We start from the raw sequence: 24,312 nt of genomic DNA, 5'->3' as shown, positions 1-24,312 counted from the left end.
TTATTCCCTTAATAAAACAGTACTTTTAAAAAAATAATAAACTTCTTTTACAATCCAGTTTGCTGATGCTGCACATTTCGCAGGAATGGGCTTTATTGTTTTTTTAATGTACCCGAAAAATTCGTTCCTTCATCATGCTCTGCACTACAATCTACCTCAATTATTTTAAGGGCATTTTTAAGTTGCTCGAATTCCAAAACACAGCGGTTTCCATTTGCAGATTTGTTCATTACAGCCTTCGTGCTAGAAGTAATAGTAGCTGTCCCATCTACACTACCAAACTGTTGACCATCATTTGCTGTCAAAGAAATATTGAAGGTTTTGCTTGTAGCATTAGAAATAACGGCATCGCGGCGATTAAACTCATTTGCTCCTTTACCCCATTTATAGTAGTACGTATAAGTTCCTTCCCATGCACTTTTTGACGGTACCACTTGCTGTAGTGTTTTATCTAGCTGATACTGCCCATTCATCGCACGTGTATTTAATGAAGCGTTGCTTGCGCTATCATGAATGTTTTGTGCATCATCTGAAATAGTATAAAAATTTCTCGAGTCCATGCGGTGAAGCAATGTCACAACTTGTGCGCGTGTCATATTGTTTGTAACGCCAAAAAACTTTCGTAAGTCACGATTTTCATATTGCTCATTTTGACCAGTAGAGATGTAGGAATCGAGTAAAAATTGAATGGATTCATTGAGGCCACGCTTACCTTCAGCTAGGTGAGTGATAGCCTGTGCTACAACGCCACGCTTTACAGCAGACGCACGGATATTGTTATGAAAATAGCCATTAAGAGGTACTCCATAACTTGCGAGTCGATTATAATACTCATCTGACCAGTTTGCTCCAGCTGTCTGCTTTTTTAATTCATCATAAGGGCTCTCCAGTTCATAATAATTTGCAAGTAATTTTGCAAATTGTTGTTCGGTAATGGTCGCATTTGGCTTAAAGGTACCATCCGCATAGCCATCAATAATGTCATATTCCTCTGCCCAGATGACTGCCTCATAGGCAAAATGCTCTTCGGTCACATCTGTAAAACCAGCTGCCTCAACCTTGTGGTTTCCACTAACGATAAGTAATGAAAGCAATACTATACACAATAATTGTTTCATTATCATTCTCCCTTTCTAGCAATTCTCCTTTTTAGTTTGCAGGATATAGATGGAAACTGCAAATGTTTCAATTGATTTTTTTCAAGAGCAGTCCTTTTTATGATTAATAAAATAGTTAGGAGTCTATCAGTAATTCTAGTTAGTACATAAGGAGAACAGTGTGCGTTTCTTCGCTTCTTAGGCACCGCTTATTTTTGACAAAAATTAGAAGTTTTTCGTAGAGGAAATATAAAAGAGGTGCAGAAAAAAACTTTTTTAAAAAATTTTTGTTAAAACAGTTGAAATTTCTTCTCTTTAAGCATATATTTTTCCTAAGGGAAACAAAATATCGTAAACGAAAGAAGAGTGAGTCTATGAAAGAGTTAGATGATTTAAAACTAACGATTCTTCCACTAGGGGTCCTAGTGTTTCTAACAATAGTGTGGAAAATGACCCAATCTGTCGGTGTAGCGATTTCAATAGTTGTATTTTGGATGGGCTGGAAACAGTTTATGAAAAAATTTATGATAAATAATTAATTTGATTGAAAAGAGCTATCAACATGAATGTGGAAATAAGAGAAATGTTTACGCAAGTTGCAGCGAAGCATATCTCGTAAATTATAAAAAAGATTTAAGGAGGGAAGCCGTTCGTCAAAATAAGCAACACTATAAAACAGGAAAAAGTAATACGTTAACCTCGTCATTAATAAACGAATAACCGTAACATCATCTTCATCAAGCGACGACTAACAATAAAGAAAAGCTTTTGAGAGCCGATTAGGAGAAGTAATCCTACGTCAGAATAATAAACATTTTTTGCGAGTTCATTTGGCAACACAGCTATAAGAGTTTGCTTCGCTTTATTTAATAGAACAGTTAAAATGTTGTCCTTCTTCTGAAATCTATCGTGCATAAAGTTTTAACGAAGCTTTCACTATCTAATTGTGATGGGTGTACATCTTATGATGAAACCTATGCCCATCTCTGTAGTTACTATTAGTCGTCCAAGTGCAAGATGGTGCGGCTAAATTGTACAAATCGCTGTCTTCAACTATCAGCTTATGATTGAGCGGGTACAAATGAAAGATGCACGAGGAAACATGAAGCAAACGTAATCTATAGAACGTTTTATATGGTTTTGACAACGGTAAAAGTAAATGAAACGTTTATTAGGTGTAATTGTGTTAATGATGCTACTTTTCGGTTGTAGCGCAGAAAAAAATGAAACTGGAAAAAGAGAAGGAAATGTTGTTGCAACGACAGGGCATATTGCTGATGTTATAAAAGAAATTGGTGGTGACCATTTAACTGTGACCTCGTTGATGGGACCAGGTGTTGACCCACATTTATACAAAGCAACACAAAGTGATCTATCAAAGTTAGAAAACGCTGAAGTAATCTTTTATAACGGTTTACAGTTGGAAGGGCAAATGCTTGATATTTTTGATCAAATGTCAAAAGACAAAACGGTGCTAGCCGTTGGTGATAAGTTAGATAAAGATAAGCTACTTGATAGTGAAGATGAAGGGTTATTACACGATCCACATATATGGTTTAACATTGACCTATGGAAACAAGTTGTAGAAACGGTAACAGAAACACTTGTAAAAGAATACCCAGAGTATAAGGATGACTTTCAAGCAAATGAAACAGCCTTCTTAAAAAAATTAGATGAGTTAAAAACTTACGCGCAAGAGCGTATTAAGGAAATTCCAGAAAAACAACGGATATTAGTAACGGCGCACGATGCGTTTAATTATTTTGGTGAGAGCCAAGGGTTTGAAGTTCGTGGCTTACAGGGCTTGAGTACAGAAGCTGAATATGGCGTGAAAGACGTACAAGAGATGGTAGATTTCTTAGTAGAGCATAAAATTAAAGCCATTTTTGTAGAGTCAAGCGTTTCGGATAAAGCAATGAAAGCCGTAATTGAAGGAGCAAAACAAAAAGGGCATGATATTGTTGTAGGAGGAGAGTTATTTTCAGATGCTATGGGTGCTGAAGGTACAAAAGAAGGCACATACGTTGGGATGTATGAACATAACATCGACACAATTGTCGATGCACTAAAGTAGGTGGAAAAATGAATGCATTAACAGTTGAAAATTTATCGGTTGCTTATGATAAGAAAACCGTATTAGAAAATGCCAACGTTACAGTGCCAACAGGCAGACTTTCGGCAATTATTGGACCGAATGGAGCTGGCAAATCAACGTTTTTAAAAGCGATTTTAAATCAGTTACCAAATAAGGTTGGAAAAGTAGAAATACTCGGAAAGAATTTTGATCCAAAAAGTTTAGTTGTTGGCTACGTACCTCAACGCAATGCAGTCGATTGGGATTTCCCAACCAATGCACTTGATATTGTGTTAATGGGACGATACGGACATACAGGTTTATTTAAACGTCCTTCCAAACGGGATAAGATGCTTGCTAATCAAGCTTTGGAAAGTGTAGGAATGCTAGATTTCGCAGAGCGCTCCATTGGACAATTATCTGGAGGGCAGCAGCAACGTGTGTTTTTAGCAAGAGCTCTAGCGCAAAATGCGGATATTTATTTCTTAGACGAACCATTTGCTGGTGTAGATGCCGCAACAGAAAAAACAATTATCGATATTTTAAAAAGCTTAAAGGCACAAGGAAAAAGTATTTTTGTTGTGCATCATGATTTACAAACAGTAAAAGAATATTTTGATTACACAATTTTATTAAATAAAACAATTTTAGCATCAGGGGCTACAGAAGATGTCTTTACACCAGAGCAATTACAAAAAACATACGGTGGTAAACTTTTTATGATGCAAGACACGTTAGGAGCGAACAGTGTATGTTAAGCGGTAACTTACTTTGGGTTTTGCTTGGTACGATGCTACTGGGAATCGCGGCAGGAATAACGGGGACCTTTTCCTTTCTTCAAAAACAAAGTTTAGTGGGAGATGCTGCAGCTCATGCAGCATTGCCTGGTATTGCAATAGCCTTTTTATTAACGGGTCAAAAAGACTTACCAATCTTAATTTTAGGAGCTGCCATTACATCAGCATTATCTGTGTATTGTATCCAATGGATTGTTTCCTTTTCTAAAATGAAAGCAGATGCGGCTATCGGTTTAGTATTAACAGTGTTTTTTGGGATAGGTGTTGTATTTTTGACTGTTGTAAATCATAGCCCACTTGGAAATCAAAGCGGTCTCAATGATTTCATTTTTGGCAAAGCTGCAACAATGACGAAAGTCGACTTAACATGGCTATTTGTATGTGCGACATTCATTATTTTAGTTAGTCTATTATTTTATAAGGAATGGAAGCTTCTAATCTTCGATCCTGTTTATGCAAAGGGCATTGGCTTGCCAGTTGAAGCATTAAAAGCTGTCTTGACGGTACTGATTGTCTTGACGATCGTAACAGGCATACAATCCGTTGGTGTTATTTTAATGTCGGCGCTATTAATCATCCCTGCAGTAAGTGCTCGACTATGGACGACAAAACTAAGTTCTATGATTGTCCTAAGTGCTGCCATTGGAGGGTTATCAGGTATGATTGGAACTTTTATAAGTTCATTGCGTACAGGATTATCAACAGGGCCCATTATTGTCTTAGTAGCAGCTAGTATTTTCTTTATTTCTTATTTAATAAGTCCAGCGGGGCAAATTAATAAATTCCTCAGAAAAAAACAGTTTCGAAAGCAAGGTGAAGTAGGATGATTGAGTTTTGGGTCATTTTTACGGGACTATTAGTAGGAATTACATGCGGTATGGCTGGCGTTTTTCTAATATTACGTAAAATGTCAATGATAGCGGATGCCATCAGTCATACTGTGCTGTTCGGAATTGTTATGGCTTTTATTGTTACGCAAACATTAAACGGCTTTTGGATGCTTGTAGGAGCGGCAGTCGCAGGAATTTTAACTGCCTATTTAGTACAATTACTTCATTCATCAGGCATACAGGAAGATGCCGCAATTGGCGTTGTCTTTACGTCTTTATTTGCTGCAGGCGTCTTGCTGATTACATTGTTTGCTAGCAATGTTCATTTAGATGTGGAGCATGTGTTAATGGGGGAAATTGCTTTTGTCCCATGGGATAAATGGACATTATTTTCAATCACAATGCCAAAAGCAGTCTGGATGCTGTTGCTCGTTTTATTGATAAATATCGGGTTTTTAGTATTATTCTTTAAAGAAATGAAGCTAGCAACCTTTGATGCAGTGTATGCTGCCTCGATAGGGGTACCAATTATTTTTCTGCATTATGGTTTTATGACTTCTATATCCTTTACAACTGTAGCTGCGTTTGATAGTGTAGGGGCAATTTTGGTAGTCGCCATGCTAATTGGTCCTGCTGTAACGGCAAACTTAATTAGTAAATCGATTAAACAGATGTTTTTATTCAGTATGTTATATGGTGGGGCGTCGTCGATTATCGGTTACTATTTGGCTAAATTTTGGGACACGTCCATTGCAGGCATGATGGCCGCAGCAGTCGGCCTATTATTTATTGTCACGTTATGCGCTCAAAAAATTGTCGATAGGAGAAGAAAATCCCTTATTGGTAAATTTGAAGGGTTATAAATAGGAACAATGGTAGGATAACTATGACATAGTACGTACCTCGCTATACTAAGTAATATAGATGAAGAGATGGGGCTTAAAATAGGCTGCATCTCTTCATTTTTTTTGCAGTATTAAAGAATACTGACAAAGCTGAATGAAGTAAACATTTCATCCTTTAGCATGATTTTTACTTTCTATAAAAATAGTATACTTTTGACAGCAATCAAAAGGAGTGAGTGTATGATAAAGGGACTGTATGAAGCACATCTGCCAGTAAGTGATCTACAAAAGTCTATTATCTTTTATGAAAAACTAGGGCTTGAATTAGCTTATGTGCAAAATAAATTAGCATTTTTTTGGATTGTCAAAGGGGAAAGCTGGCTTGGACTTTGGGAAAGCGAGGAGGCGAAATTAGATTATCATCCTTCTATTCGGCATATAGCTTTCAAAATTGATGAAGAAGATTTAGCAAGTGTGAAAGAGTGGTTGCAATCCATTGATATTGAAATAAAAACAGCATTTGGCTATTCTCCTGCACAACAACCGCTTGTTTTACCAAATAATCCACATGCACATGCTGCAATTTATTTTGCTGATCCAGATGGCAATTCCATTGAGCTGATTACGCCGTTGAGACTAGATGTCGAGGAAGACTTTCCTATGATGTCTATAAATGACTGGTACAAAAAAATGATGGATACTCGATTGGCATAAAGAAACCATCATTACGAGTAGGAGAGATAAAATGCAAGAATTGTAATTTTGTATGTACGAATATTCCTAATTTTGTTACGATTGATGGTATTAATTTTAATTTAGGACAACAAGGAGATGCAGCATGTGGAAAAATCACAACGTATGGATTATTTTATTAGGTGAGTTTGTAGTAGGACTTGGCTTATGGGCAGGAATTATTGGAAATCTAGCTTTTATGCAAGAGGTCGTTCCTTCGGATTTCCATAAATCATTAATTATTTCAATAGGTATTCTTGCTGGTTTAGTCGTAGCGCCGCTGGCAGGACGTCTAATTGACCAATCAAAGAAAAAAACGGTCATTCAGTTTGCAAGTTTAGGTCGCATAATTAGCGTATTTTTTATGTTTATTGCTCTTTATACAAATTCTGTCATTTGGATGATACTGTTTTTAATTACATTGCAAATTGCAGCAGCATTTTATATGCCCGCATTACAATCAATTATTCCAATGGTTGTTAAGGATAAAGATTTAATTACATTAAATGCATGGCAAATGAATGCTCGAACGATTTCTCGAATCGTTGGTACTGCGGCAGCTGGTTTAATGTTAAGCTATTTTGAGTTGAAATGGTTGTATATTATATCGCTAATTGTATACATACTCATGTATTTCATTACTAACGGATTAAAGCTAGATGAAACGATGAATCTGTCTATTCAAGGTAAGGAAAAAGGTGGATTTAAGGAAGTTTTACCTATGCTCAAAGAGCAACCAGTCGTTTTAATGACACTTGTTCTAATGTTAATCCCAACACTATTTTTAGGCTCATTTAATTTAGTCATTATGAAAATATCTGAAATTCACCAATCTACAACTATTTCTGGTTTATTGTATACAGTTGAAGGCATCGGCTTTATGTTAGGCGCAGCAGGGCTCAAGTATATTGCTGACCGAGTGAATTTAGGTACACTATTATTCGGGCTTGCATTTATCATTGGATTCATGGAGCTCTTATTACTGCTTGCAGATAATACTTTCTTTGCTTTACTGACATTTGGACTTTTTGGCTTTTCTGTAGGTTGTTTTTTCCCAACAACAATGGTGATTTTTCAAAAGCAGGTGCCGAAAGCGTTCCATGGTCGATTCTTTTCATTCCGCAATATGATTGATTCTGTTGTCTTTCAAATCGTTCTATTGTCAACAGGAATGATGCTAGATTTAATTGGTTTAAATGGAATGGGTCTCGTTTTTGGAATCATTAGTTTAAGCTTAACGATCTCTTTTTTACTTTTCTCAAAGAAAAAGAATGTCATTATGCATGCACAATAACTTAGGTAATGGCAATTCTAAAAAATAGTGACTACAAGCTATTTCCACTGTATGTGGAGATAGCTTTTTTCATTGAATTCCATAGTTCGATGAGCGTTGAACTATTCATCATTTATAATTTCCACAGAATGGTTATTACTAATAGTTAGGGGAAATTATATGAATAATTTTAAATTTATCACTTTATTACTAATTACAACTTTTTTAATGGGCTCATCGTTTGCCATTGTGAAATTAGGTTTACCTTACGCATCTCCATTATTATTAGCGGCATTGCGTTTTATTGTAGCTGGAGTTTTAATGGCTGTAATCGTTCGTTTTTTAAAAAGACCTCACCCAACGACAAAAGCAAATTGGTTGAAAATCCTTTTGATTGGGACATTCCAAACTGCTGGTGTAATGGGGTGTATATTTTTAAGCTTACGTACTATTACAGCTAGTGAATCTTCTATCCTTACATTTACAAATCCACTATTGGTCGTTGTGTTGGCTACTATTTTTACAAAAGCACGATACCGATTGTATCAATGGGGTGGAGTTATTCTCGGTTTAATAGGTGTTATGATTACAATGGGTGCACAAATCGAGTGGAAAATCGGACTGATTTTCGGTTTTCTATCTGCTGTTTTTTGGGCAATTGCCACACTATTAGCAAAAAAATGGGGCGTCCTATTTGATACATGGGTACTATCAGCATATCAAATGCTCTTTGGGGGATTGCTCCTCTTACTAGGTAGCTTAGTACTGGAGCAGCCATATTTTATCGTTAACGGACATTCATTGGTTATTTTACTATGGTTAAGCATCTTCTCATCAATTATTCAATTTGCAGGATGGTACTATCTTTTACAAAATAGTGATCCAGGAAAAACGAGTGCTTATTTATTTTTAGCCCCTTTCTTTGGTGTATTAACAGGCTGGATATTATTAGATGAACCATTACAATCGTCCTTCATGGTAGGGGGGCTATTTATTTTAGTGGGTATATTTCTTGTCAATCGAAATTTTACGTCTGCAAGAAAAGCCGATGACTAAATTAGGTGCTATCCCACATATTTTTTTAACTTCGATAGCGTCAAAACCACGGCGCATTCCGCGGGAAAAATATAAGCCGCAGGACTGTCGCCGTGGTTAGTATAGTAAATTGTTCGAGAATTGTTTGAGTGCCTGGCACTATTACACATCAATATGAAAAACTTGTTTAAAGCCTTTTCGTCCTTTTTCAGTAACCTTAATTGCACGAATTGTAGGTACTCGTGTAATCCATTCTAATTCTAAAAAATGTATCAGCAGTCCGTGGCCAAGTGCTCCAGCTAAATGATGACGCCGTTCACTCCAATCCAAACATGCGTGACAAAAAGAGCGGCGCTTTCTTTTTAAATTTTTTAAATCCAAACCAAATTGTGTGAAAAAAGCTACACCCTCAGATGTAACTACATATTCATTTTGTTCCTTTTGCAAATATCCAGAATCGACCATTGATTCAGTTAAGTGAACACCTAATTTACCTGCTAAATGGTCATAGCAAGTTCGGGCTTCTTGTAGTAATTTCATTTGACTAGATTGTTTTAATGATCGTATTTCGGGTGGCGGTGAAATCGCCAGAAAAGTTTCTAAAAACTGTGCAATGTCTTCATTGGCAAGCTGAAAATAACGATGACGTCCTTGCTTTTCAACTATTAGAAGGTTACCTTCAACAAGCTTTGCTAGGTGAAAGCTAGCTGTTTGAGGCTTAATGTTGGCCATATATGCTAATTCACTAGCAGTATGATAGCGTCCATCCATTAAGCTAGCAAGCATTGTCGCTCTTGATGTCTCTCCGAGCAGAGAAGCGACTTCAGCCATATTTGGATTAATACTCATTCTTTCAGCTCCTTTGCATTCCATATTTCGATTATATTAAAAGTATTTATCTTGTACAATAGAGTGGAAGGAAGAGGGGGACTAAAAAATGGATAGTTATTATGCAGTAATTTTCACATCACAGCGGACAAATGGGGATAATGAAGGCTATTCGAAAATGGCAGATACGATTGAGGGATTAGCAAAACAACAGCCTGGTTTTCTTCGTGTTGAGAGCGCTAGAAATAATGAAGGGCAAGGAATTACGATATCGTACTGGGAATCGCTAGAATCAATTCAACATTGGAAAGAAAACGCCAAACATACTGTAGCGCAACAATTAGGAAAAGAAAAATGGTACAGTCATTACCAAGTAGAAATATGCCAAGTTATGCGGGCCTATTCTTTTCAAGGAGAATGAGCAACTCGGAAGTTAATTAACAATAGAAACATTCTAAAAAAGTGAAAATCCGCCATAACGTATAAGTTAAGCGGATTTTTTCGTAGTCTACATTTAAATATACTACTAATATCTAGTAATCAAAATGTTCTTTTCCCCAACCTCTTTATAAGCCCGATGGTCGATTGCACCAGCAACAGCTTCAAAAGGAATCGCTCGTCGTATTCCTGCTGTAACAAATTTTTTCGCTTGAATGACCGCATCCTCAACACTAAGTTCTTGTGCTAATCCTGCAGTAATCGCTGCAGAGTATGAACAACCTGCACCATTTGTATGGATTGTATCTATACGTGGCGCTTCTAATGTTAGCATGCGAATGCCATCATATAAAACATCTGTTGCGGGACCTTTAAGGCGACCGCCTTTCACAAGTACGTATTGGGTACCAAGTTTATGTAAATCACGGGCAGCATCCTGTAAATCGCTAATAGTAGAAAGGTTTCTACCCCCTAGTAAATATTCGGCCTCAGGCATATTTGGTGTCATAATCGTAGCAAGGGGTAATAGTTTGTCTTTTAAGGAGTTCATGGCACCTTCCTCCATAAGAGCTGTTCCTACTTTACCAAACATAACAGGATCAATGACGATATGTTTGACATGAGCAGTAGGGAGCCAGTCCGCAACAAGCTCAATTATCTCTTTGGTAAATAACATGCCTGTTTTTAAAGCATCAATGCCAATTTGTGACGCTATCGTATGAAGCTGTGCCTCAATTACCTCTAACGACTGTGTATAAACTCCTTGGTTTGTAACAGGGTGTGTTGCCACAAAAGCGGTTATGGCAGAAGTGCCGTACACTCCTAGTTCTTGAAAAGTTTTTAAATCAGCTTGAATACCAGCCCCACCGCGGGCAGCTGAACCTGCGATTGTACATGCTTTTTTCATAATGAGCATACTCCTCTTCTTGTTGTGTAATAGCTTGTTGATTTACGTTACTTTAATAAATATTTGAATATTATTTTATTTTAATAATAAATGTCGTTGATTTGAAATAGCCAGAAAGTAGAGTTTTTATAATGTCAGTTTAATCTAGTAGTAGCTTTATGACAGATTTTGTTGATAGCGTTTCACAGGGATATTCCCAAGTTTACGCCAGATTGTTTCAACAGGGCCTTGTTTATATTTCCTTAACCATAATGTAGAAAAGCCAATCATAAATAACGTTATGCCTAGCCAGGATGCATGGATTATTAGCTGGCTAGCGTATTTGGAAAGACCGAGTCCCCAATTATAGAACAAAAAGGATGCGACGATGTTTTGAGCGATATAGCATGTCAGGGCCATTTTACCAACATTACTTATATATTGTTGAATTTTTACGAACTTTTGATGGCGAGCCACTAAAAAGACAAGGCCGAGATAACCTAGGGATAGGATAGGGGCAAAAACATAACGGTCATATAATGCAAATTGGTCGATGAAAAGCGAGAGAGCATTTAATGGGATGCCAATGCCTAGACCAATCCATAGTAAGCGGTTCTGAAGCCGAATTCCGCTTGCATCCATTTTTAATAAACCTTTTCTTACGAGGAAGACCCCAAGTAAAAATAAGAAAACATTCATTGGTAAAATCATAATGGCTTCTGAGCGTAAGACCCAAAAATGTTCTAGACGGTAGACGACTTGCTCCCACCATGTAAATACGGATATTTCAGTTAATTGATTTTCATGGCGAATTAATAAAGCTTGTTCAGCGAGACTTTGACGATCAGCACCAAAATTGGCATACGGACTATTTGGAAATAACGTTCGTCCAAGTTGAGAAGTCATAAACTTGTCTAATAGAAAGCCTTCCACAACTTGATGGAAAAGGTGGATAGCTGCAGCACTGTACATACAGAGTTTCATAATTCGTTCAGAGCGTTGAATAATAAACGCTACGACAATAGCTGTAAGCGAATAACTCATCAGTACATCAAATTCAAAAACAAAAATAAAATGAAGAAATCCATCTATAAAGAGTAAAATCATAGACCATAGATAAAGGCGAAACCATGGCAGACCTCTATCTTGGAAACTAGCATATTTCAATTGCATGCCAATACCAAACATGATCGTTAAAAGTCCAAGAAATTTCCCATTTGTCAAATAATCAGAAAACTTAGATATGTATGAACTGATAGTAGAATATTCGGCTTCATCTACTACTCTCTCAAATGAATAGTCCGTAAATCCAAAAATCCAAATATTCGTGCCAAGTGTGCCGATAATGGCAAGTCCTCTAGCAACATCAAGTAATTTTATTCTTTCCATAAAAACACCTCACGTAATGATTGTAGAGCGTAATCATTATCATTTAGCTCTCGTTAATAAAAAACGAGTAAAAGGAAGGAAGGTTTCGTAAAAAAAGAACATTTTTGTGTATTGAAATAGAAAAAATATGATTTTGTTAGTATGAAAAAGGATTTTATCATAAAAAAAAGCACCTTAGAGAGGTGCTTAAAACATTTGTGGTAATAAGTCATTTAGAAAGTGCCGATTTTTTCGCAACCAAATTTTTAAAATAATACGATGCGTTAATAGCTGATGTCTTTTGTTCGGTCTATTTTTTGCTTCGAGTAAACTTTCTAATAATATACACGTTTCGGTCCCATAAGCTTGAGGATCCACTAACACATTAAGTTTATAATCAATTAAGTGCGCTGCTTGTACTTTTGCTAGAAGTTTCGCAAAATGGGCAGTCATTTCTTGATAGGATTCGTTTAGTTCTAAGTCAATTAAAGTATATAAAGTATGTTTTATTTCAGCCTCCAAAGCCTGAAGTTGTTCTATAGTAGTCTGTGTCGTCAAAAAATCACCTCTCGAATGGTAAGAAAATTATGCCAAAATGTAAAGACCAAGGGCAGCAAACAGTAACCCTATTATTAATGTACTACATCCATAGGCCAAAGCTAGTCCCCATTTTTTCTTTTCCACAAGTTGTAGCATTTCAAAACCGAACGTCGAAAACGTTGTGTAAGCACCTAGAAAACCGATACCTAAGAAATGCCATAATGCTTCACTTGGGTGGCTGCCAAATAAAAGACCAAGAGCAAAAGAACCTGTAATATTGATAAAAAATGTTACCCATGGATACGTGCTGACAATCCATTTTCCTAAGTAAAATCTCGTTAACGACCCTAAAAAACCACCTATGCCTACAAGAATCATTGCACTCGCCCCCTTGAAAGGAATGCACCAAGCCATGCGCAAATTAAACCACCAATTACACTAATGAAACAATAGGAAAGGGCTTGTCCCCATTGATTATTTTCAATGAGTAAAAGTGTCTCTACTGAAAAGGTAGAAAAGGTTGTGAAGGCACCTAAAAATCCTGTACCAAGGCAAAGTACAAATGGCGTACGGTTAGTAAATGTCGTAAAAAGAAAGGCTAAACAAAAGCATCCAACTAAATTAATGACAAGTGTTGTAGTTGGAAAGTTAGCGTTATTTGGAAGTAATACGCTAAGGTAATAGCGGGATATAGCGCCAAAAAATCCACCTATACCTATTGCAAAAAACGTTTTCAATTTTAAAGACTCCTTTATCTATTAAGGTCATCCATTGGTTGTTATCGATTTGGAAGTTATGAGTGAATGTCCGTTAATTCCATTCACTACTACTTTGTATTGTATCAAGGACGTAGAGAGTATGGTAGCCATTCGAAAGTAAGTTTGTTCTTTTACAGCTTGTAGCAATTCACCACTTTAAAGCGTTAATTATTTCCTGTGAAATATAAAAAATAACAGTTAGAATGTTGACAATTATTTCAATAATATGATAATCTTCAATAACACTATAACAAAACAAACAAAGGAGGGCATGACAATGATGATTTTAACAGCACAACACAAATGCACAGCTTCATACATTGTCCATGTCTAACGTTGTTATTTTCTATGCAATGAAAGGTATGGATGCACCTTACCTTTTATAAGAGACACATGCTCTTTTGAGGGGATGTGTCTTTTTTTATTGCAAAAAAGTTGTAGTAAACAAAAAAAAGGAGTGTATGTCGTATGCATAACATCACAAGGAAATTAATTTTCAATAAAGAATTGCTAGATAGTGGGTAGCGAAGATTTAACGTATTTGAGAAAGAAGGTTATAAAAAATGTTTGATGTATTAAGCAAATTAAGCTGGTTTTTTAAGCAATATTGGAAGCAATACACTGTAGCAATTGTGCTATTAATCATTGCTAGTGTGTTAGAGGTTATTCCTCCATATTTACTGGGAAATATCATTGATATTTTAACAGCAGGAACTATGACAACAGCTATTTTAACGAAGTATATTTTGATATTTATCGGCATTATTGTTGGTGGTTATGTACTAAATTTTGTATGGCAGTTTCGTCTTTTTGAAGGTGCCATAAACCTTGAGAAAATTTTGCGTCGCAATTTGATGCAACATTTTTTACGGATGACACCGACTTTTTATGAAAAAAACCGCACGGGTGATTTAATGGCGCGTGCTACAAACGATTTAAATGCGGTGTCACTAACAGCGGGCTTTGGGATTATGACACTTATTGATTCAACCATTTATATGGGATGTATTATTTTTGCAATGGGCTTTATGATTTCATGGAAATTAACTTTTTTTGCTATGTTACCAGTGCCCATTATGGCCATCCTTATCCAATATTTAGGTAAAATTGTCCATGAGCGTTATATGAAGGCACAGGATGCTTTTGGTGAATTAAATGATAGTGTTCTTGAGTCTGTAGCAGGTGTTCGTGTTGTACGGGCATATGTTCAAGAAAAAAAAGACGAAGCCGCATTTGCGGAAATGAGTGAAATCGTTTATGAAAAAAATATGCATACTACAAAAATAAATGCCTTATTCGGACCAATTACAAAGGTCGGTACTGGAATTAGTTATGTTGTGGCGCTCGGTTACGGTGCTCACCTAGTATCTACGGAGGCGATGTCGTTAGGGCAACTCGTAACGTTTACTGTCTATTTAGGATTAGCGGTTTGGCCAATTTTTGCAATCGGGGAACTTATTAATGTCATGCAGCAAGGGAATGCCTCACTAGACCGTGTACAGGAGACATTGCGCTATGAGGCAGATGTGCAAAATATTGCTACACCTCAAACAGTGGCAGCTCCGCATGCCATTGGATTCGAAAATTTGACCTTCCAGTATCCAATGAGTCAGGTGAAAAATCTACAACAAATTTCGTTGTCACTAAAAAAGGGGCAAACACTTGGGATAGTAGGAAAGACAGGTTCAGGAAAGACGACCTTCTTGCGCCAATTACTTCGTGAATATCCGATTGAAGCGGGGCAGCTATCGATTGATGGGATAGATATTACATCACAAACAAAGGAGCAACTACTCGATTGGATTGGATATGTACCACAGGACCATGTGTTATTCTCTCGAACAATTAGAGAAAATATTTTATTTGGGAAAGAAGATGCAACGGAAGAAGAGCTGAAACAAGCGATTTATGCAGCATATTTTGAAAAAGATTTAGCCCATCTGCCAATGGGACTTGAAACACTTGTTGGCGAAAAAGGCGTATCACTTTCTGGTGGTCAAAAACAGCGTGTGTCAATTGCACGTGCGCTTATTAAAGACCCGGAAATTTTAATACTGGATGACTCGCTTTCTGCGGTAGACGCTAAAACAGAGGCGAAAATTATAGAAAACATACAGCGAGAACGACAGGATCGAACAACTATTATAACAACCCATCGATTGTCGGGAATTCAACATGCCAATATGATTATTGTGCTAGATGAAGGGCAAATCGTAGAACAAGGAACACATGAACAGCTCCTTTCACAACAAGGCTGGTATAAAGAGCAATTTGACCGTCAACAGCTAGAAGGGGGTGCCTCATGAGTACAAGTCAACGACTAACTCGCTATGCGATGTATTTTAAAAAACCGATATTACTAGGATTATTTTTCTTAACAATTGCCGTATTTACCGAGCTTGTAGGGCCCTTTATTGCGAAGCATATAATCGATAATTATATGACGATTGGTAAACTAGAAATAAAACCAATTACCTGGCTACTACTACTGTATTTAATATTGGCGATTGCAACGGCCGTATTACGTTACTTTATGTATATTTATTTACAAATGGGCGCAAATCGCGTTGTTCAAAAACTACGTAAGGACGTTTTTGAGCATATTCAAACATTGCCGATACAATACTTTGATAACTTACCAGCAGGGAAAATTGTGGCACGTGTGACGAATGATACGGAGGCAGTCCGTAATTTATATGTACAGGTGCTTTCGAATTTCGTGACAAGTTTAATTTCAATTTTGGGCGTGTATGTTGCACTGTTTATTTTAAATTGGCAAATGGCACTTTTAGCATTAATTATGGTGCCAATCATTTATATTTGGATGATTTTATATCGAAAATTTGCTTCAAAATATAATGATGTAATTCGAACTAAAATTGCCGATATCAATGCGATGATTAACGAATCAATACAGGGTATGACCATTATTCAAGCATTCCGTCGTGAGCAGCAAATGACGAAGGAGTTTGACGATATGAATAATGAGCATTATGCCTATGAGCGTAAATTATTAGTGCTAGATTCAGCAACTTCCTTCAATTTAGTAAATACATTAAGGCTATTAATGTTTACCATTTTTATTTTCTACTTTGGAACACAGTCGATGACGACAACACAAATGATTTCTGCAGGGACTTTGTATGCATTTGTTGATTATTTAACGAAACTATTTAATCCAATAACAAACATTGTCAATCAATTTTCTCAGCTTGAACGCTCGCTCGTTGCAGGGAAGCGTGTGTTTGAGGTGTTAGATATAGAGGGTGAACCTGTATCGGAAGTTAGTCTTCCTAGATATAAAGGGAATGTAGTATTTAACGATGTTTCCTTTGCATATAAAAACGACGATTATGTATTGAAAAACTTATCTTTTGAAGCGCATCAAGGGGAAACAATTGCGCTTGTTGGTCATACGGGGTCTGGTAAAAGTTCCATTATGAATTTATTATTCCGCTTCTATGATCCTTCTAAAGGGGAAATTTCAATTGATGGTATTGATATTACAACCGTCGCACGTCAATCAATGCGTGAGCATATGGGTATTGTATTACAAGATCCTTATTTATTTACAGGAACGATTGCTTCAAACGTGAGCTTAAATAATCCGAAAATTTCACGTGAAAAAGTGGAGGAATCTTTAAAAGCAGTTGGTGGTGATCGTGTTTTAGCAAACTTGCCTAATGGCTACGATGAACCAGTTATTGAAAAAGGAAGTACATTATCTTCAGGTCAGCGACAACTCATTTCCTTTGCCCGCGCACTTGCCTTTGATCCAGCAATATTAATATTAGATGAAGCGACGTCTAATATTGATACAGAGACAGAAGAAATTATTCAACATGCGATGGACGTTTTGAAAAAAGGTCGGACAACATTTATCATTGCCCATCGTTTATCAACAATTAAAAATGCGGATCGTATTCTTGTATTAGACCGTGGGGAAATTGTTGAGCGTGGTACGCACGAGGAGCTATTAGAGCTTGGCGGAATTTATGAAAAAATGTATCAAATGCAGGCTAACTCATTGCAATAATAAGGACGACACACAACTGGCAAGTTGATTGCCGCTGCGGGCATATGCTTTCCGCGGGCACACCGCAACTCTCGTTAACGCAATACTTGTTGCGTTATTATGGGTGCGTACCTGCAGGAGTCGCCGCCCTCCGCTACAATCAACTAAAAAAGACATCAAGAGGTAAATTCTTGATGCCTTGTTTAACACTCTAAGCCGCACTTAGCTAAGTGCGGCTTTTTATTTATGAAGTACTTTTCACATTTTGATAGATATTGATGAAAAATAGAAGGACAGAAAGGGCGACGGCGATACCGCCACCAGATACGAAGAGCTCCAATAACCAACGTGGAACATTTAAATAAACCATCATCATACCAATTAAAAGGAACGGTAAACCGATATTGTAAAGCCAAAACTGAGCCTTGGCGAGCCCTGTTTCTGCTGCATCTTTAAAAATAGAATAAACTAAACCTATGAATCCAGTAGTCAGCCAACCTACTACACCAATATGCGCATGTGTCGCCTTCCATTGAAGTTGAATTGTATAATGCATAAACAGACCAAAAGCAAAAACAAGTAATAAATAGAAGATAGAAATTTTTATCCATTTTGCGCCCATCGTCAAACAACTCCTTTCCTGAAAGTGTTTTTAGCTAGCTAATACAGTCTATTCTTGTCGAAAGAAAAAGATGACTGTCCATTTTCAAGAATTCGCAATGAATACGGAATTGAAAAAATAACTAATTTTACTTAAAATAAAGGGTAAAATAGAGAATATTTTTCCAATAGGAGGGTCTATGAAAAAGAAATTTATTATTTATGCAATGTTATTTATGTTGTTCAATAGTTTTTCATTAATAAACTTGGAACAAGCTTGGGCATCTGAGCAAACAATGACGACTAAAATCAATACGATTATCACGAAAAACTGGAAAAATAATGAGTATAGTATTACTGTACGCGATATGGAAAGAGGGGACGTCATTTACAGTAACGATGGTGATAAAATGATACGACCTGCATCAACACATAAATTACTTGTGAGTGCTGCCGTATTAGATTTACTTGGCCCTGATTACCGTTTTGCAACGAAGGCATATATCGATGGACCAGTAAAAGATGGTGTTTTACAAGGAAATATTTATTTACAAGGTGGAGGGGATCCCACGCTGCTACCTGTCCATTTAGAATCATTCGCTAATGGGATAAAAAAATTAGGCATTACTAAAATTACAGGGAAGTTGATTGCAGACGATACATGGTTTGATGATGACCGTTTAGCAAAAGGAATTGTACCAGAGGAGGAAGCCTTCTCTTATGCATCCCGTATTTCGGCTCTGACGCTTTCACCTAATGATCAGTATGATGTCGGCAATATCCAAGTTAAAGTGACTGGCACAAAAATTGGGCAAGCTGCAAGTGTTCAACTTTTTCCACATGCAAGTACAATACCGATTGTGAACAAAACGAAGATTATCAAAAAGGGTGGGAAATCGACTATCAATATTACGAGAGAATATGGAACAGATCGTATTATTGTAACAGGCAATTTACCAGCAGGTTCGGAGAAGAATACATATGTGACCGTTTATAATCCTACATTGTATACACTAGATGTATTACGAGAAAAATTAGTAGCAAAAGGTATTCAAAAAATGCCTATGGACATAGGAGAAGTGCCAGATAATGCGCAACGAATAGGAATATCCAATTCAATGCAATTAAAAGATATTAATTTTCGATTTTTAAAGTTAAGCATTAACGGTATGGGAGAAATGCTGACGAAGCAGTTAGGGAAAGAGCTGCTTGGAGAAGGAAGCTGGTCTGCAGGTATACAGGCAATACGTACATATGGAATAGAGTCAGGACTGAATATGGATCAATGGTATTTTGAAGATGGCTCGGGCTTAAATCATCAAAATCGAGTAAGTAGTATGCAAGAAAGTTTATTACTATATAAAGTCCGCAATAAGTCCTGGTACTTTTCGTATTTAGATGCCTTACCACATGCAGGACGAAAAGGAAAATTGGTTGGGGCGACATTAGAAAACCGTTTGAAAGGTTATAGTGTTTCTGCTAAAACAGGTTATATAACGGGAACTTATGCGTTAAGTGGTTATGTTCAAGGAAAAAGTGGAAAGTGGTATATTTTTAGTATTTTAACACAAGCCAATAAAAGTTCAGCAATATCCACTATTGATGAAATTGTAAAACAAGTTGCAAATGAAATGTAAAGGTTTTCAAAAAGTTGAGCAAACTAGTTTATTTAAAAATTATTTAGTGATAAACTACTTTATGGATTTAAGAAAAGGAGATGTTTATCCATGGGTAAATTACAAGACAAAGTCGTAATTATTACTGGCGGTGCAGGTGGTATCGGTAGTGGTATGGCAAAAGCAATGGTAAAAGAAGGCGCAATCGTAGCGATTGTTGATTTAAATGAAGAAACAGGAAAAGCAATGGAAAAAGAATTGCAACAAATTTCTCCAAAATCAATGTTTTTACAAGCAAATTTAATGGATCGTGCTAATTTGCATAAAATAATCGATACAGTTGTTGAAAAATACGGTAAACTAGATGTATTAGTTAATAATGCACATGCATCTAAGCAAGCAACTCTTGAAGATACAACACAAGCTGATTTAGATTTATCATTTGATACTGGTTTCTATCCAACATTTTATTTAATGCAAGCAGCATTACCTCACTTGAAAGAAACAAAAGGTAATGTAATTAACTTCGCTTCTGGCGCGGGTCTTGCTGGACATGAAACACAAGGTGCTTATGCGGCTGCAAAAGAAGCAATTCGCGGTATTTCACGTGTAGCAGCAAATGAATGGGGACGTTTTGGTATTAATGTAAACTTAATTAGCCCAATTGCAAATTCACCAGGTGTACAAGCATGGGCAAAAGCACAACCAGAATATTATGAAGCTGTTAAAAGTAAAATCCCTATGGGACGCTTCGGTGATGTTGAAGATGACATTGGCCGCGTAGCAGTATTTTTAGCATCTGAGGATTCACAATATATCACAGGTCAAACACTTATGGTTGACGGTGGTTCTATCATGCTTCACTAATATTCTCGGATGTTCGAGGAGGATTAGTTTTGGGACAGACAAGTATTTTTAAACTCATTCATATGATTGATCAGATGAATAACGCCAATATTATACGTTTTACGAAGGATTATCCATATCCATTAGGTATTTCTCCAATTTTAGTATTAAGCGAGCTAAAAATAAAAGGACCGCAAAGACAAGCCGAATTAGCGGAAACGATTGGGTATACGAAAGGTGCTATGACAAGTATTGCTGAGAAATTAGTAAAACTGGGCTTAGCAGAAAGACTATACGATGAAAATGACCGCCGTACAATTCGATTGCAAATAACTGAAGAGGGTATAAATGCTTTTGTTAAAGCGCAAGAGGTTGGGAAGGATGTTTTTATTCAGCTTTTTGAAGTATTGAATGATGAAGAAATTGCACAGTACTTGTTGATTCTAGAAAAGCTAGTGCAAGGAATAAAAGATAGAGGTTAATAGCGCTTCTTTTAAGAAGTGGCTTAAACTGTAGACAAAATATCTTGAGTATTTACTGCTCGAGATATTTTGTCTTTTTTTGTCCAAATGGCTTTGTAAAGGCTCTTTGTGATACAAAACTTAAATACTAAAAATCTATATAATAGTATATTTACAGGATAATAACCATGTGTAAAAAGAAGTTTGTTAATTAAATATACCTATATTATTATGAATCTTTTGGTGTAATATTTTGGTCCTTTTTTGGAAAAATTCATAAAATCGACAAAAATAGCTTTAGAGTTTACAGAAAATTTGCTATTCTAAACGATACACAAGGGATTTTTCACAAATACATAAAGAATTATCACACTAAAGGGGAATATTGAAAGAGATGTCAATTAAATTAAAACTTTATTTTGCTTTTGCATTATTATTTATCAGTATTATTGGAATATCTATCAACGGATATTTTGATTTAACGAATATGAAAAATGAATATAACCACATTCTTGATTCCCAAGTCGAGCAAATTTATATTGCATCAGATTTACAAAGTAATACAAAGCAACAAAGCATCTATATTCAACAGTATATTGAAAATGGCAATGGGGATACATTACAAAATTTCCGTAGTGCGCAGCTAAAAATCCAAACAGGCATCGGTCAATTAAATGACATCATTGATGATGATCAATTGCTAGAAGTTAATAATAAAATGCTAGAAGGCAAAAAATCGTTCGATAAAGTAGCGGAAACAATTATTACGGCTGTAGAAGCAGGTGATTCATCGACTGCTAGAGAAATATATGATCAGCAATTGTGGCGACTCAATAGTTTAATGGGGAGTGTTGCCAATGAAATGCTTGCATTTAATAAAATGAAATTTACACAGGTTGCCAACGATGCAGAGCAAAAGGTACATAAAAGTGCAATAACAGCCGTTGTCATTGGATTAATTACAATAGGTATTTGTATATTTTTCAGTATGCTAACGGCAGTAAAAATAGCAAATCCACTAAAAAGGATGGCTACTGCAGTCAAGCAAATTGCTAAAGGAGATTTGACAATACAAAATTTACAAGTCACTTCTAATGATGAAATCGGTACATTAGCAAGTGCTTTTAATGAAATGAAGCAATCTATTCAATCGTTAATTCGCGCGTCTGGTGAAACTGCTAACGATTTGTCTGGTGTTGCAGAGGAATTGACGGCTAGTACAACGCAAGTTGCATCGACGTCAAATATCGTAGCTGCTTCTGTCGAAAATATCGCTTCAAGTTCAAAGATTTCTTCAACCGTTTCCAATGAAGCTTCACATGCAATAAACGAAACGACAGAAGGTATTCAGCAAATTGCTAATGCTACATATTCTGTGCTTGGCAAGGCAAAACAGACGAAGGAAACAGCGGATGCAGGACAATTGACGATTGAACATGCAAAGCAACAGATGAATACGATTTATCATTCCACTAAAGAGACAACAGCGCTTATTTCAAGACTGTCAAAACAGTCGGAAGAAATTCAAAATATAACGAATGTAATTACGGCAATTACAGAACAAACAAATTTACTTGCACTTAATGCCGCTATTGAGGCTGCTCGAGCAGGAGAGCATGGAAAAGGTTTTGCTGTTGTAGCAGATGAAGTACGTAAGTTAGCTAGCCAATCAAAAGAGTCGGCACATATTATCGTCCAGCTCACATCAGATATTTTGCAGGAAACAAAAAATGTAGAAGCTGCAGTTTTAGGTGATCAAAAAACCGTTGAGCAAGGGGTAGAAGTCATTGCACAGGCAGGAACTGCATTTAGTAATATTGTCGATGCTATCGAGGAAATGACAGAGGATATTACAACCGTAACAGCAATTACACAAGAGATGACAGCTTCTTCAGAAGAAATAGCCGCATCGATACAAGAATTAGATGGGCATGTGCGTAATAATGCTGAAGGCACTGAGGAAATGGCACAACAAATTGTTAAACAAGTAGCGACTCTTCAAGAAATTAACAATATTTCAGAAAGCTTAAATTCCAAAGCTTTGGAATTAACAAACAGTATTTCTAATTTTAAGTATTAATGAATATAAAGATGTATATTTAGTAAATACTAGTGTACGTCTTTTTTTCGTCCAATATGCATATAAGTAGACTATATAAACTTTTTTCCAACCTAAAACGTCAAATAGATGGGCAAATTTTTTATAAAGCTAGAGAGGACATAAGTATGGAAAAAAACATGAAACGCTCTAAAGAAAAAAAGAGCAAAAAGAAAATTTGGCTATGGATAATAGGAAGCCTATTAACAATATTTTTAATTTTTTTAGGTACAGCTTATTATACTATCCAAAAGACGATGAATAAAATAAATACACCACTCGTAGAAACTAACGATACTCCAGACAAAACACAAAAAACCATTACGAAAAAAGAGCCTTTTTCTGTACTAATGCTTGGTGTTGATGAACGTAAGGACGATAGTGGGCGTTCAGACACAATGATAGTTATTACAGTAAATCCTGAAAAGCAAACAATGAAAATGTTAAGTATTCCGAGAGATACACGTACAGAAATTATTGGGCATGACACAGTGGATAAGATTAACCATGCTTATGCATTTGGAGGAGTACCAATGGCAATGGATACGGTTGAAAATCTATTAGATATCCCACTCGATTATTATGTCTTTATTAATATGGAGGGGTTCCTACAAATTATTGACACACTTGGTGGTGTAACCATTCAAAATGATATGGATTTAACCTATGATTCGTACCATTATCCTGAGGGTGAAATTTCATTAAGTGGAGATGAAGCACTTATTTTCTCTCGTATACGATACGAAGATCCACGTGGTGATTTCGGCCGCCAAATTCGACAACGACAAATAATTGAAGCAGTTATGAAAAAAGCTTCTACACCATCAATGTTGTTGAAGGCAACTGATATGCTTGATGTTGTCGGGGATAATGTTCGCATGAATTTTACGGTGAAAGATCTAATCCAACTACAAAGTATATATAAAAAAATGGATAATAATATTGATCAGTTATCATTTGAGGCAGGAGAGGGTCAAATGATGAATCATATTTGGTACTATATTCCCGATGAAACAGAGCTACAACAAATAAAAACAGAGTTAAAAATGCATTTAGAATAAAGGGTTGTTTGGCTACAATAGTTGTGAATTTTGTAGAAGAAGGGAGAGAGATGAATGAATGGGAGGACCCAGGTGCTTAGGTATACAGCATTAAATAATTGCATGCAAAGCTAT

The 24,312-nt window shown here is 36.3% G+C and carries 24 protein-coding genes; 16 read left to right on the top strand and 8 right to left on the bottom strand.

All coding sequences use genetic code 11. The features are described from left to right. Positions 1-92: 92 nt before the first annotated feature. Positions 93-1,118 carry an S-layer homology domain-containing protein gene (locus FH508_RS14025; protein ID WP_172771907.1) on the bottom strand — a complete coding sequence of 342 codons (1,026 nt, stop codon included), beginning with the start codon at positions 1,116-1,118 and terminating at the stop codon, positions 93-95. A gap of 353 nt (positions 1,119-1,471) precedes the next feature. Between FH508_RS14025 and FH508_RS14020 the strand changes: the two genes are divergently transcribed. From FH508_RS14020 to FH508_RS13985, 8 genes are all read left to right on the top strand, one after another. Beyond that, positions 1,472-1,636, top strand: coding sequence for a hypothetical protein (locus FH508_RS14020; RefSeq protein ID WP_172771906.1), 165 nt, complete (start codon positions 1,472-1,474; stop codon positions 1,634-1,636). 620 nt (positions 1,637-2,256) lie between these two features. After that, entirely contained in the window at positions 2,257-3,171 is a 915-nt protein-coding gene (locus FH508_RS14015; protein ID WP_172771905.1) for a metal ABC transporter solute-binding protein, Zn/Mn family, read from the top strand. A gap of 8 nt (positions 3,172-3,179) precedes the next feature. Then, on the top strand, positions 3,180-3,929 hold the full coding sequence (locus FH508_RS14010) for a metal ABC transporter ATP-binding protein (protein ID WP_172771904.1): 750 nt from the start codon (positions 3,180-3,182) through the stop codon (positions 3,927-3,929). Further along, the gene (locus tag FH508_RS14005) at positions 3,923-4,795 is read left to right on the top strand and encodes a metal ABC transporter permease (RefSeq protein ID WP_172771903.1); all 873 of its coding nucleotides are present in this window, start codon (positions 3,923-3,925) and stop codon (positions 4,793-4,795) included. The genes FH508_RS14010 and FH508_RS14005 overlap by 7 nt, the downstream gene beginning before the upstream one ends. Further along, positions 4,792-5,661, top strand: a complete 870-nt coding sequence (locus tag FH508_RS14000; RefSeq protein ID WP_172771902.1) for a metal ABC transporter permease — start codon at positions 4,792-4,794, stop codon at positions 5,659-5,661. Before FH508_RS14005 ends, FH508_RS14000 begins: the two co-directional genes overlap by 4 nt. 222 nt (positions 5,662-5,883) lie before the next feature. Next, positions 5,884-6,357 (top strand): VOC family protein, encoded by a 474-nt coding sequence (locus FH508_RS13995; RefSeq protein ID WP_172771901.1) that lies wholly within the window; start codon positions 5,884-5,886, stop codon positions 6,355-6,357. A 124-nt stretch (positions 6,358-6,481) separates the two neighbouring features. Then, complete coding sequence (locus FH508_RS13990) at positions 6,482-7,669, top strand: MFS transporter (RefSeq protein ID WP_172771900.1); 1,188 nt, start codon at positions 6,482-6,484, stop codon at positions 7,667-7,669. A gap of 159 nt (positions 7,670-7,828) precedes the next feature. Beyond that, complete coding sequence (locus FH508_RS13985; protein ID WP_172771899.1) at positions 7,829-8,704, top strand: DMT family transporter; 876 nt, start codon at positions 7,829-7,831, stop codon at positions 8,702-8,704. Positions 8,705-8,845: 141 nt separating this feature from the next. Here the strand turns inward: FH508_RS13985 and FH508_RS13980 are convergent, their stop codons facing one another. After that, positions 8,846-9,532 (bottom strand): ArsR/SmtB family transcription factor, encoded by a 687-nt coding sequence (locus FH508_RS13980; RefSeq protein ID WP_172771898.1) that lies wholly within the window; start codon positions 9,530-9,532, stop codon positions 8,846-8,848. 88 nt (positions 9,533-9,620) lie between these two features. Between FH508_RS13980 and FH508_RS13975 the strand changes: the two genes are divergently transcribed. Next, on the top strand, positions 9,621-9,932 hold the full coding sequence (locus FH508_RS13975) for an antibiotic biosynthesis monooxygenase family protein (protein WP_172771897.1): 312 nt from the start codon (positions 9,621-9,623) through the stop codon (positions 9,930-9,932). Between the two features lie 105 nt (positions 9,933-10,037). Here the strand turns inward: FH508_RS13975 and thiD are convergent, their stop codons facing one another. The 5 genes from thiD to crcB form a co-directional block, all read right to left on the bottom strand. After that, on the bottom strand, positions 10,038-10,856 hold the full coding sequence (thiD, locus tag FH508_RS13970; RefSeq protein ID WP_228134080.1) for a bifunctional hydroxymethylpyrimidine kinase/phosphomethylpyrimidine kinase: 819 nt from the start codon (positions 10,854-10,856) through the stop codon (positions 10,038-10,040). A 156-nt stretch (positions 10,857-11,012) separates the two neighbouring features. Next, the gene (locus tag FH508_RS13965; RefSeq protein ID WP_172771895.1) at positions 11,013-12,224 is read right to left on the bottom strand and encodes a DUF418 domain-containing protein; all 1,212 of its coding nucleotides are present in this window, start codon (positions 12,222-12,224) and stop codon (positions 11,013-11,015) included. A gap of 186 nt (positions 12,225-12,410) precedes the next feature. Then, on the bottom strand, positions 12,411-12,761 hold the full coding sequence (locus tag FH508_RS13960) for a hypothetical protein (RefSeq protein ID WP_172771894.1): 351 nt from the start codon (positions 12,759-12,761) through the stop codon (positions 12,411-12,413). A gap of 27 nt (positions 12,762-12,788) precedes the next feature. Beyond that, positions 12,789-13,121, bottom strand: coding sequence for a fluoride efflux transporter FluC (locus FH508_RS13955; RefSeq protein ID WP_172771893.1), 333 nt, complete (start codon positions 13,119-13,121; stop codon positions 12,789-12,791). Beyond that, entirely contained in the window at positions 13,118-13,480 is a 363-nt protein-coding gene (gene crcB / locus FH508_RS13950) for a fluoride efflux transporter CrcB (RefSeq protein ID WP_172771892.1), read from the bottom strand. The genes FH508_RS13955 and crcB overlap by 4 nt, the downstream gene beginning before the upstream one ends. A 584-nt stretch (positions 13,481-14,064) precedes the next feature. On the opposite strand from crcB, the gene FH508_RS13945 reads away from it, so the two are divergent. Then, positions 14,065-15,807 carry an ABC transporter ATP-binding protein gene (locus FH508_RS13945; protein ID WP_172771891.1) on the top strand — a complete coding sequence of 581 codons (1,743 nt, stop codon included), beginning with the start codon at positions 14,065-14,067 and terminating at the stop codon, positions 15,805-15,807. After that, positions 15,804-17,537 carry an ABC transporter ATP-binding protein gene (locus tag FH508_RS13940; RefSeq protein ID WP_172771890.1) on the top strand — a complete coding sequence of 578 codons (1,734 nt, stop codon included), beginning with the start codon at positions 15,804-15,806 and terminating at the stop codon, positions 17,535-17,537. Before FH508_RS13945 ends, FH508_RS13940 begins: the two co-directional genes overlap by 4 nt. A gap of 223 nt (positions 17,538-17,760) precedes the next feature. Here FH508_RS13940 and FH508_RS13935 read toward each other — a convergent pair whose 3' ends face one another. Next, the gene (locus FH508_RS13935; protein ID WP_172771889.1) at positions 17,761-18,138 is read right to left on the bottom strand and encodes a hypothetical protein; all 378 of its coding nucleotides are present in this window, start codon (positions 18,136-18,138) and stop codon (positions 17,761-17,763) included. A gap of 178 nt (positions 18,139-18,316) precedes the next feature. Here FH508_RS13935 and dacB point away from each other — a divergent pair, with 178 nt between their 5' ends. The 5 genes from dacB to FH508_RS13910 all read left to right on the top strand — a co-directional run bounded on the left by dacB (position 18,317) and on the right by FH508_RS13910 (position 24,198). Continuing rightward, entirely contained in the window at positions 18,317-19,753 is a 1,437-nt protein-coding gene (gene dacB, locus FH508_RS13930) for a D-alanyl-D-alanine carboxypeptidase/D-alanyl-D-alanine endopeptidase (protein WP_172771888.1), read from the top strand. A gap of 90 nt (positions 19,754-19,843) precedes the next feature. Then, positions 19,844-20,599, top strand: coding sequence for an SDR family NAD(P)-dependent oxidoreductase (locus FH508_RS13925; protein ID WP_172771887.1), 756 nt, complete (start codon positions 19,844-19,846; stop codon positions 20,597-20,599). Positions 20,600-20,628: 29 nt separating this feature from the next. Next, positions 20,629-21,060 (top strand): MarR family winged helix-turn-helix transcriptional regulator, encoded by a 432-nt coding sequence (locus FH508_RS13920; RefSeq protein ID WP_228134079.1) that lies wholly within the window; start codon positions 20,629-20,631, stop codon positions 21,058-21,060. Between the two features lie 373 nt (positions 21,061-21,433). After that, positions 21,434-23,119 (top strand): methyl-accepting chemotaxis protein, encoded by a 1,686-nt coding sequence (locus FH508_RS13915; RefSeq protein ID WP_172771886.1) that lies wholly within the window; start codon positions 21,434-21,436, stop codon positions 23,117-23,119. Between the two features lie 146 nt (positions 23,120-23,265). Beyond that, entirely contained in the window at positions 23,266-24,198 is a 933-nt protein-coding gene (locus FH508_RS13910; RefSeq protein ID WP_172771885.1) for an LCP family glycopolymer transferase, read from the top strand. Positions 24,199-24,312 lie beyond the last annotated feature (114 nt).

Source organism: Lysinibacillus sp. CD3-6 (genome assembly GCF_006351725.2).
Taxonomy (GTDB): Bacteria; Bacillota; Bacilli; order Bacillales_A; family Planococcaceae; genus Lysinibacillus.
Note: the sequence above shows the minus strand (reverse complement) of the source record. Positions and strands in the feature narration are given on the sequence as shown.

Bases quoted from the DNA above. Each gene is read 5' to 3' on its own strand.
- FH508_RS14025 (WP_172771907.1), bottom strand. From the start codon at position 1,118: ATGAAACAATTATTGTGTATAGTATTGCTTTCATTACTTATCGTTAGT.
- FH508_RS14020 (WP_172771906.1), top strand. From the start codon at position 1,472: ATGAAAGAGTTAGATGATTTAAAACTAACGATTCTTCCACTAGGGGTC.
- FH508_RS14015 (WP_172771905.1), top strand. From the start codon at position 2,257: ATGAAACGTTTATTAGGTGTAATTGTGTTAATGATGCTACTTTTCGGT.
- FH508_RS14010 (WP_172771904.1), top strand. From the start codon at position 3,180: ATGAATGCATTAACAGTTGAAAATTTATCGGTTGCTTATGATAAGAAA.
- FH508_RS14005 (WP_172771903.1), top strand. From the start codon at position 3,923: ATGTTAAGCGGTAACTTACTTTGGGTTTTGCTTGGTACGATGCTACTG.
- FH508_RS14000 (WP_172771902.1), top strand. From the start codon at position 4,792: ATGATTGAGTTTTGGGTCATTTTTACGGGACTATTAGTAGGAATTACA.
- FH508_RS13995 (WP_172771901.1), top strand. From the start codon at position 5,884: ATGATAAAGGGACTGTATGAAGCACATCTGCCAGTAAGTGATCTACAA.
- FH508_RS13990 (WP_172771900.1), top strand. From the start codon at position 6,482: ATGTGGAAAAATCACAACGTATGGATTATTTTATTAGGTGAGTTTGTA.
- FH508_RS13985 (WP_172771899.1), top strand. From the start codon at position 7,829: ATGAATAATTTTAAATTTATCACTTTATTACTAATTACAACTTTTTTA.
- FH508_RS13980 (WP_172771898.1), bottom strand. From the start codon at position 9,532: ATGAGTATTAATCCAAATATGGCTGAAGTCGCTTCTCTGCTCGGAGAG.
- FH508_RS13975 (WP_172771897.1), top strand. From the start codon at position 9,621: ATGGATAGTTATTATGCAGTAATTTTCACATCACAGCGGACAAATGGG.
- thiD (WP_228134080.1), bottom strand. From the start codon at position 10,856: ATGAAAAAAGCATGTACAATCGCAGGTTCAGCTGCCCGCGGTGGGGCT.
- FH508_RS13965 (WP_172771895.1), bottom strand. From the start codon at position 12,224: ATGGAAAGAATAAAATTACTTGATGTTGCTAGAGGACTTGCCATTATC.
- FH508_RS13955 (WP_172771893.1), bottom strand. From the start codon at position 13,121: ATGATTCTTGTAGGCATAGGTGGTTTTTTAGGGTCGTTAACGAGATTT.
- FH508_RS13945 (WP_172771891.1), top strand. From the start codon at position 14,065: ATGTTTGATGTATTAAGCAAATTAAGCTGGTTTTTTAAGCAATATTGG.
- FH508_RS13940 (WP_172771890.1), top strand. From the start codon at position 15,804: ATGAGTACAAGTCAACGACTAACTCGCTATGCGATGTATTTTAAAAAA.
- FH508_RS13935 (WP_172771889.1), bottom strand. From the start codon at position 18,138: ATGGGCGCAAAATGGATAAAAATTTCTATCTTCTATTTATTACTTGTT.
- dacB (WP_172771888.1), top strand. From the start codon at position 18,317: ATGAAAAAGAAATTTATTATTTATGCAATGTTATTTATGTTGTTCAAT.
- FH508_RS13925 (WP_172771887.1), top strand. From the start codon at position 19,844: ATGGGTAAATTACAAGACAAAGTCGTAATTATTACTGGCGGTGCAGGT.
- FH508_RS13915 (WP_172771886.1), top strand. From the start codon at position 21,434: ATGTCAATTAAATTAAAACTTTATTTTGCTTTTGCATTATTATTTATC.
- FH508_RS13910 (WP_172771885.1), top strand. From the start codon at position 23,266: ATGGAAAAAAACATGAAACGCTCTAAAGAAAAAAAGAGCAAAAAGAAA.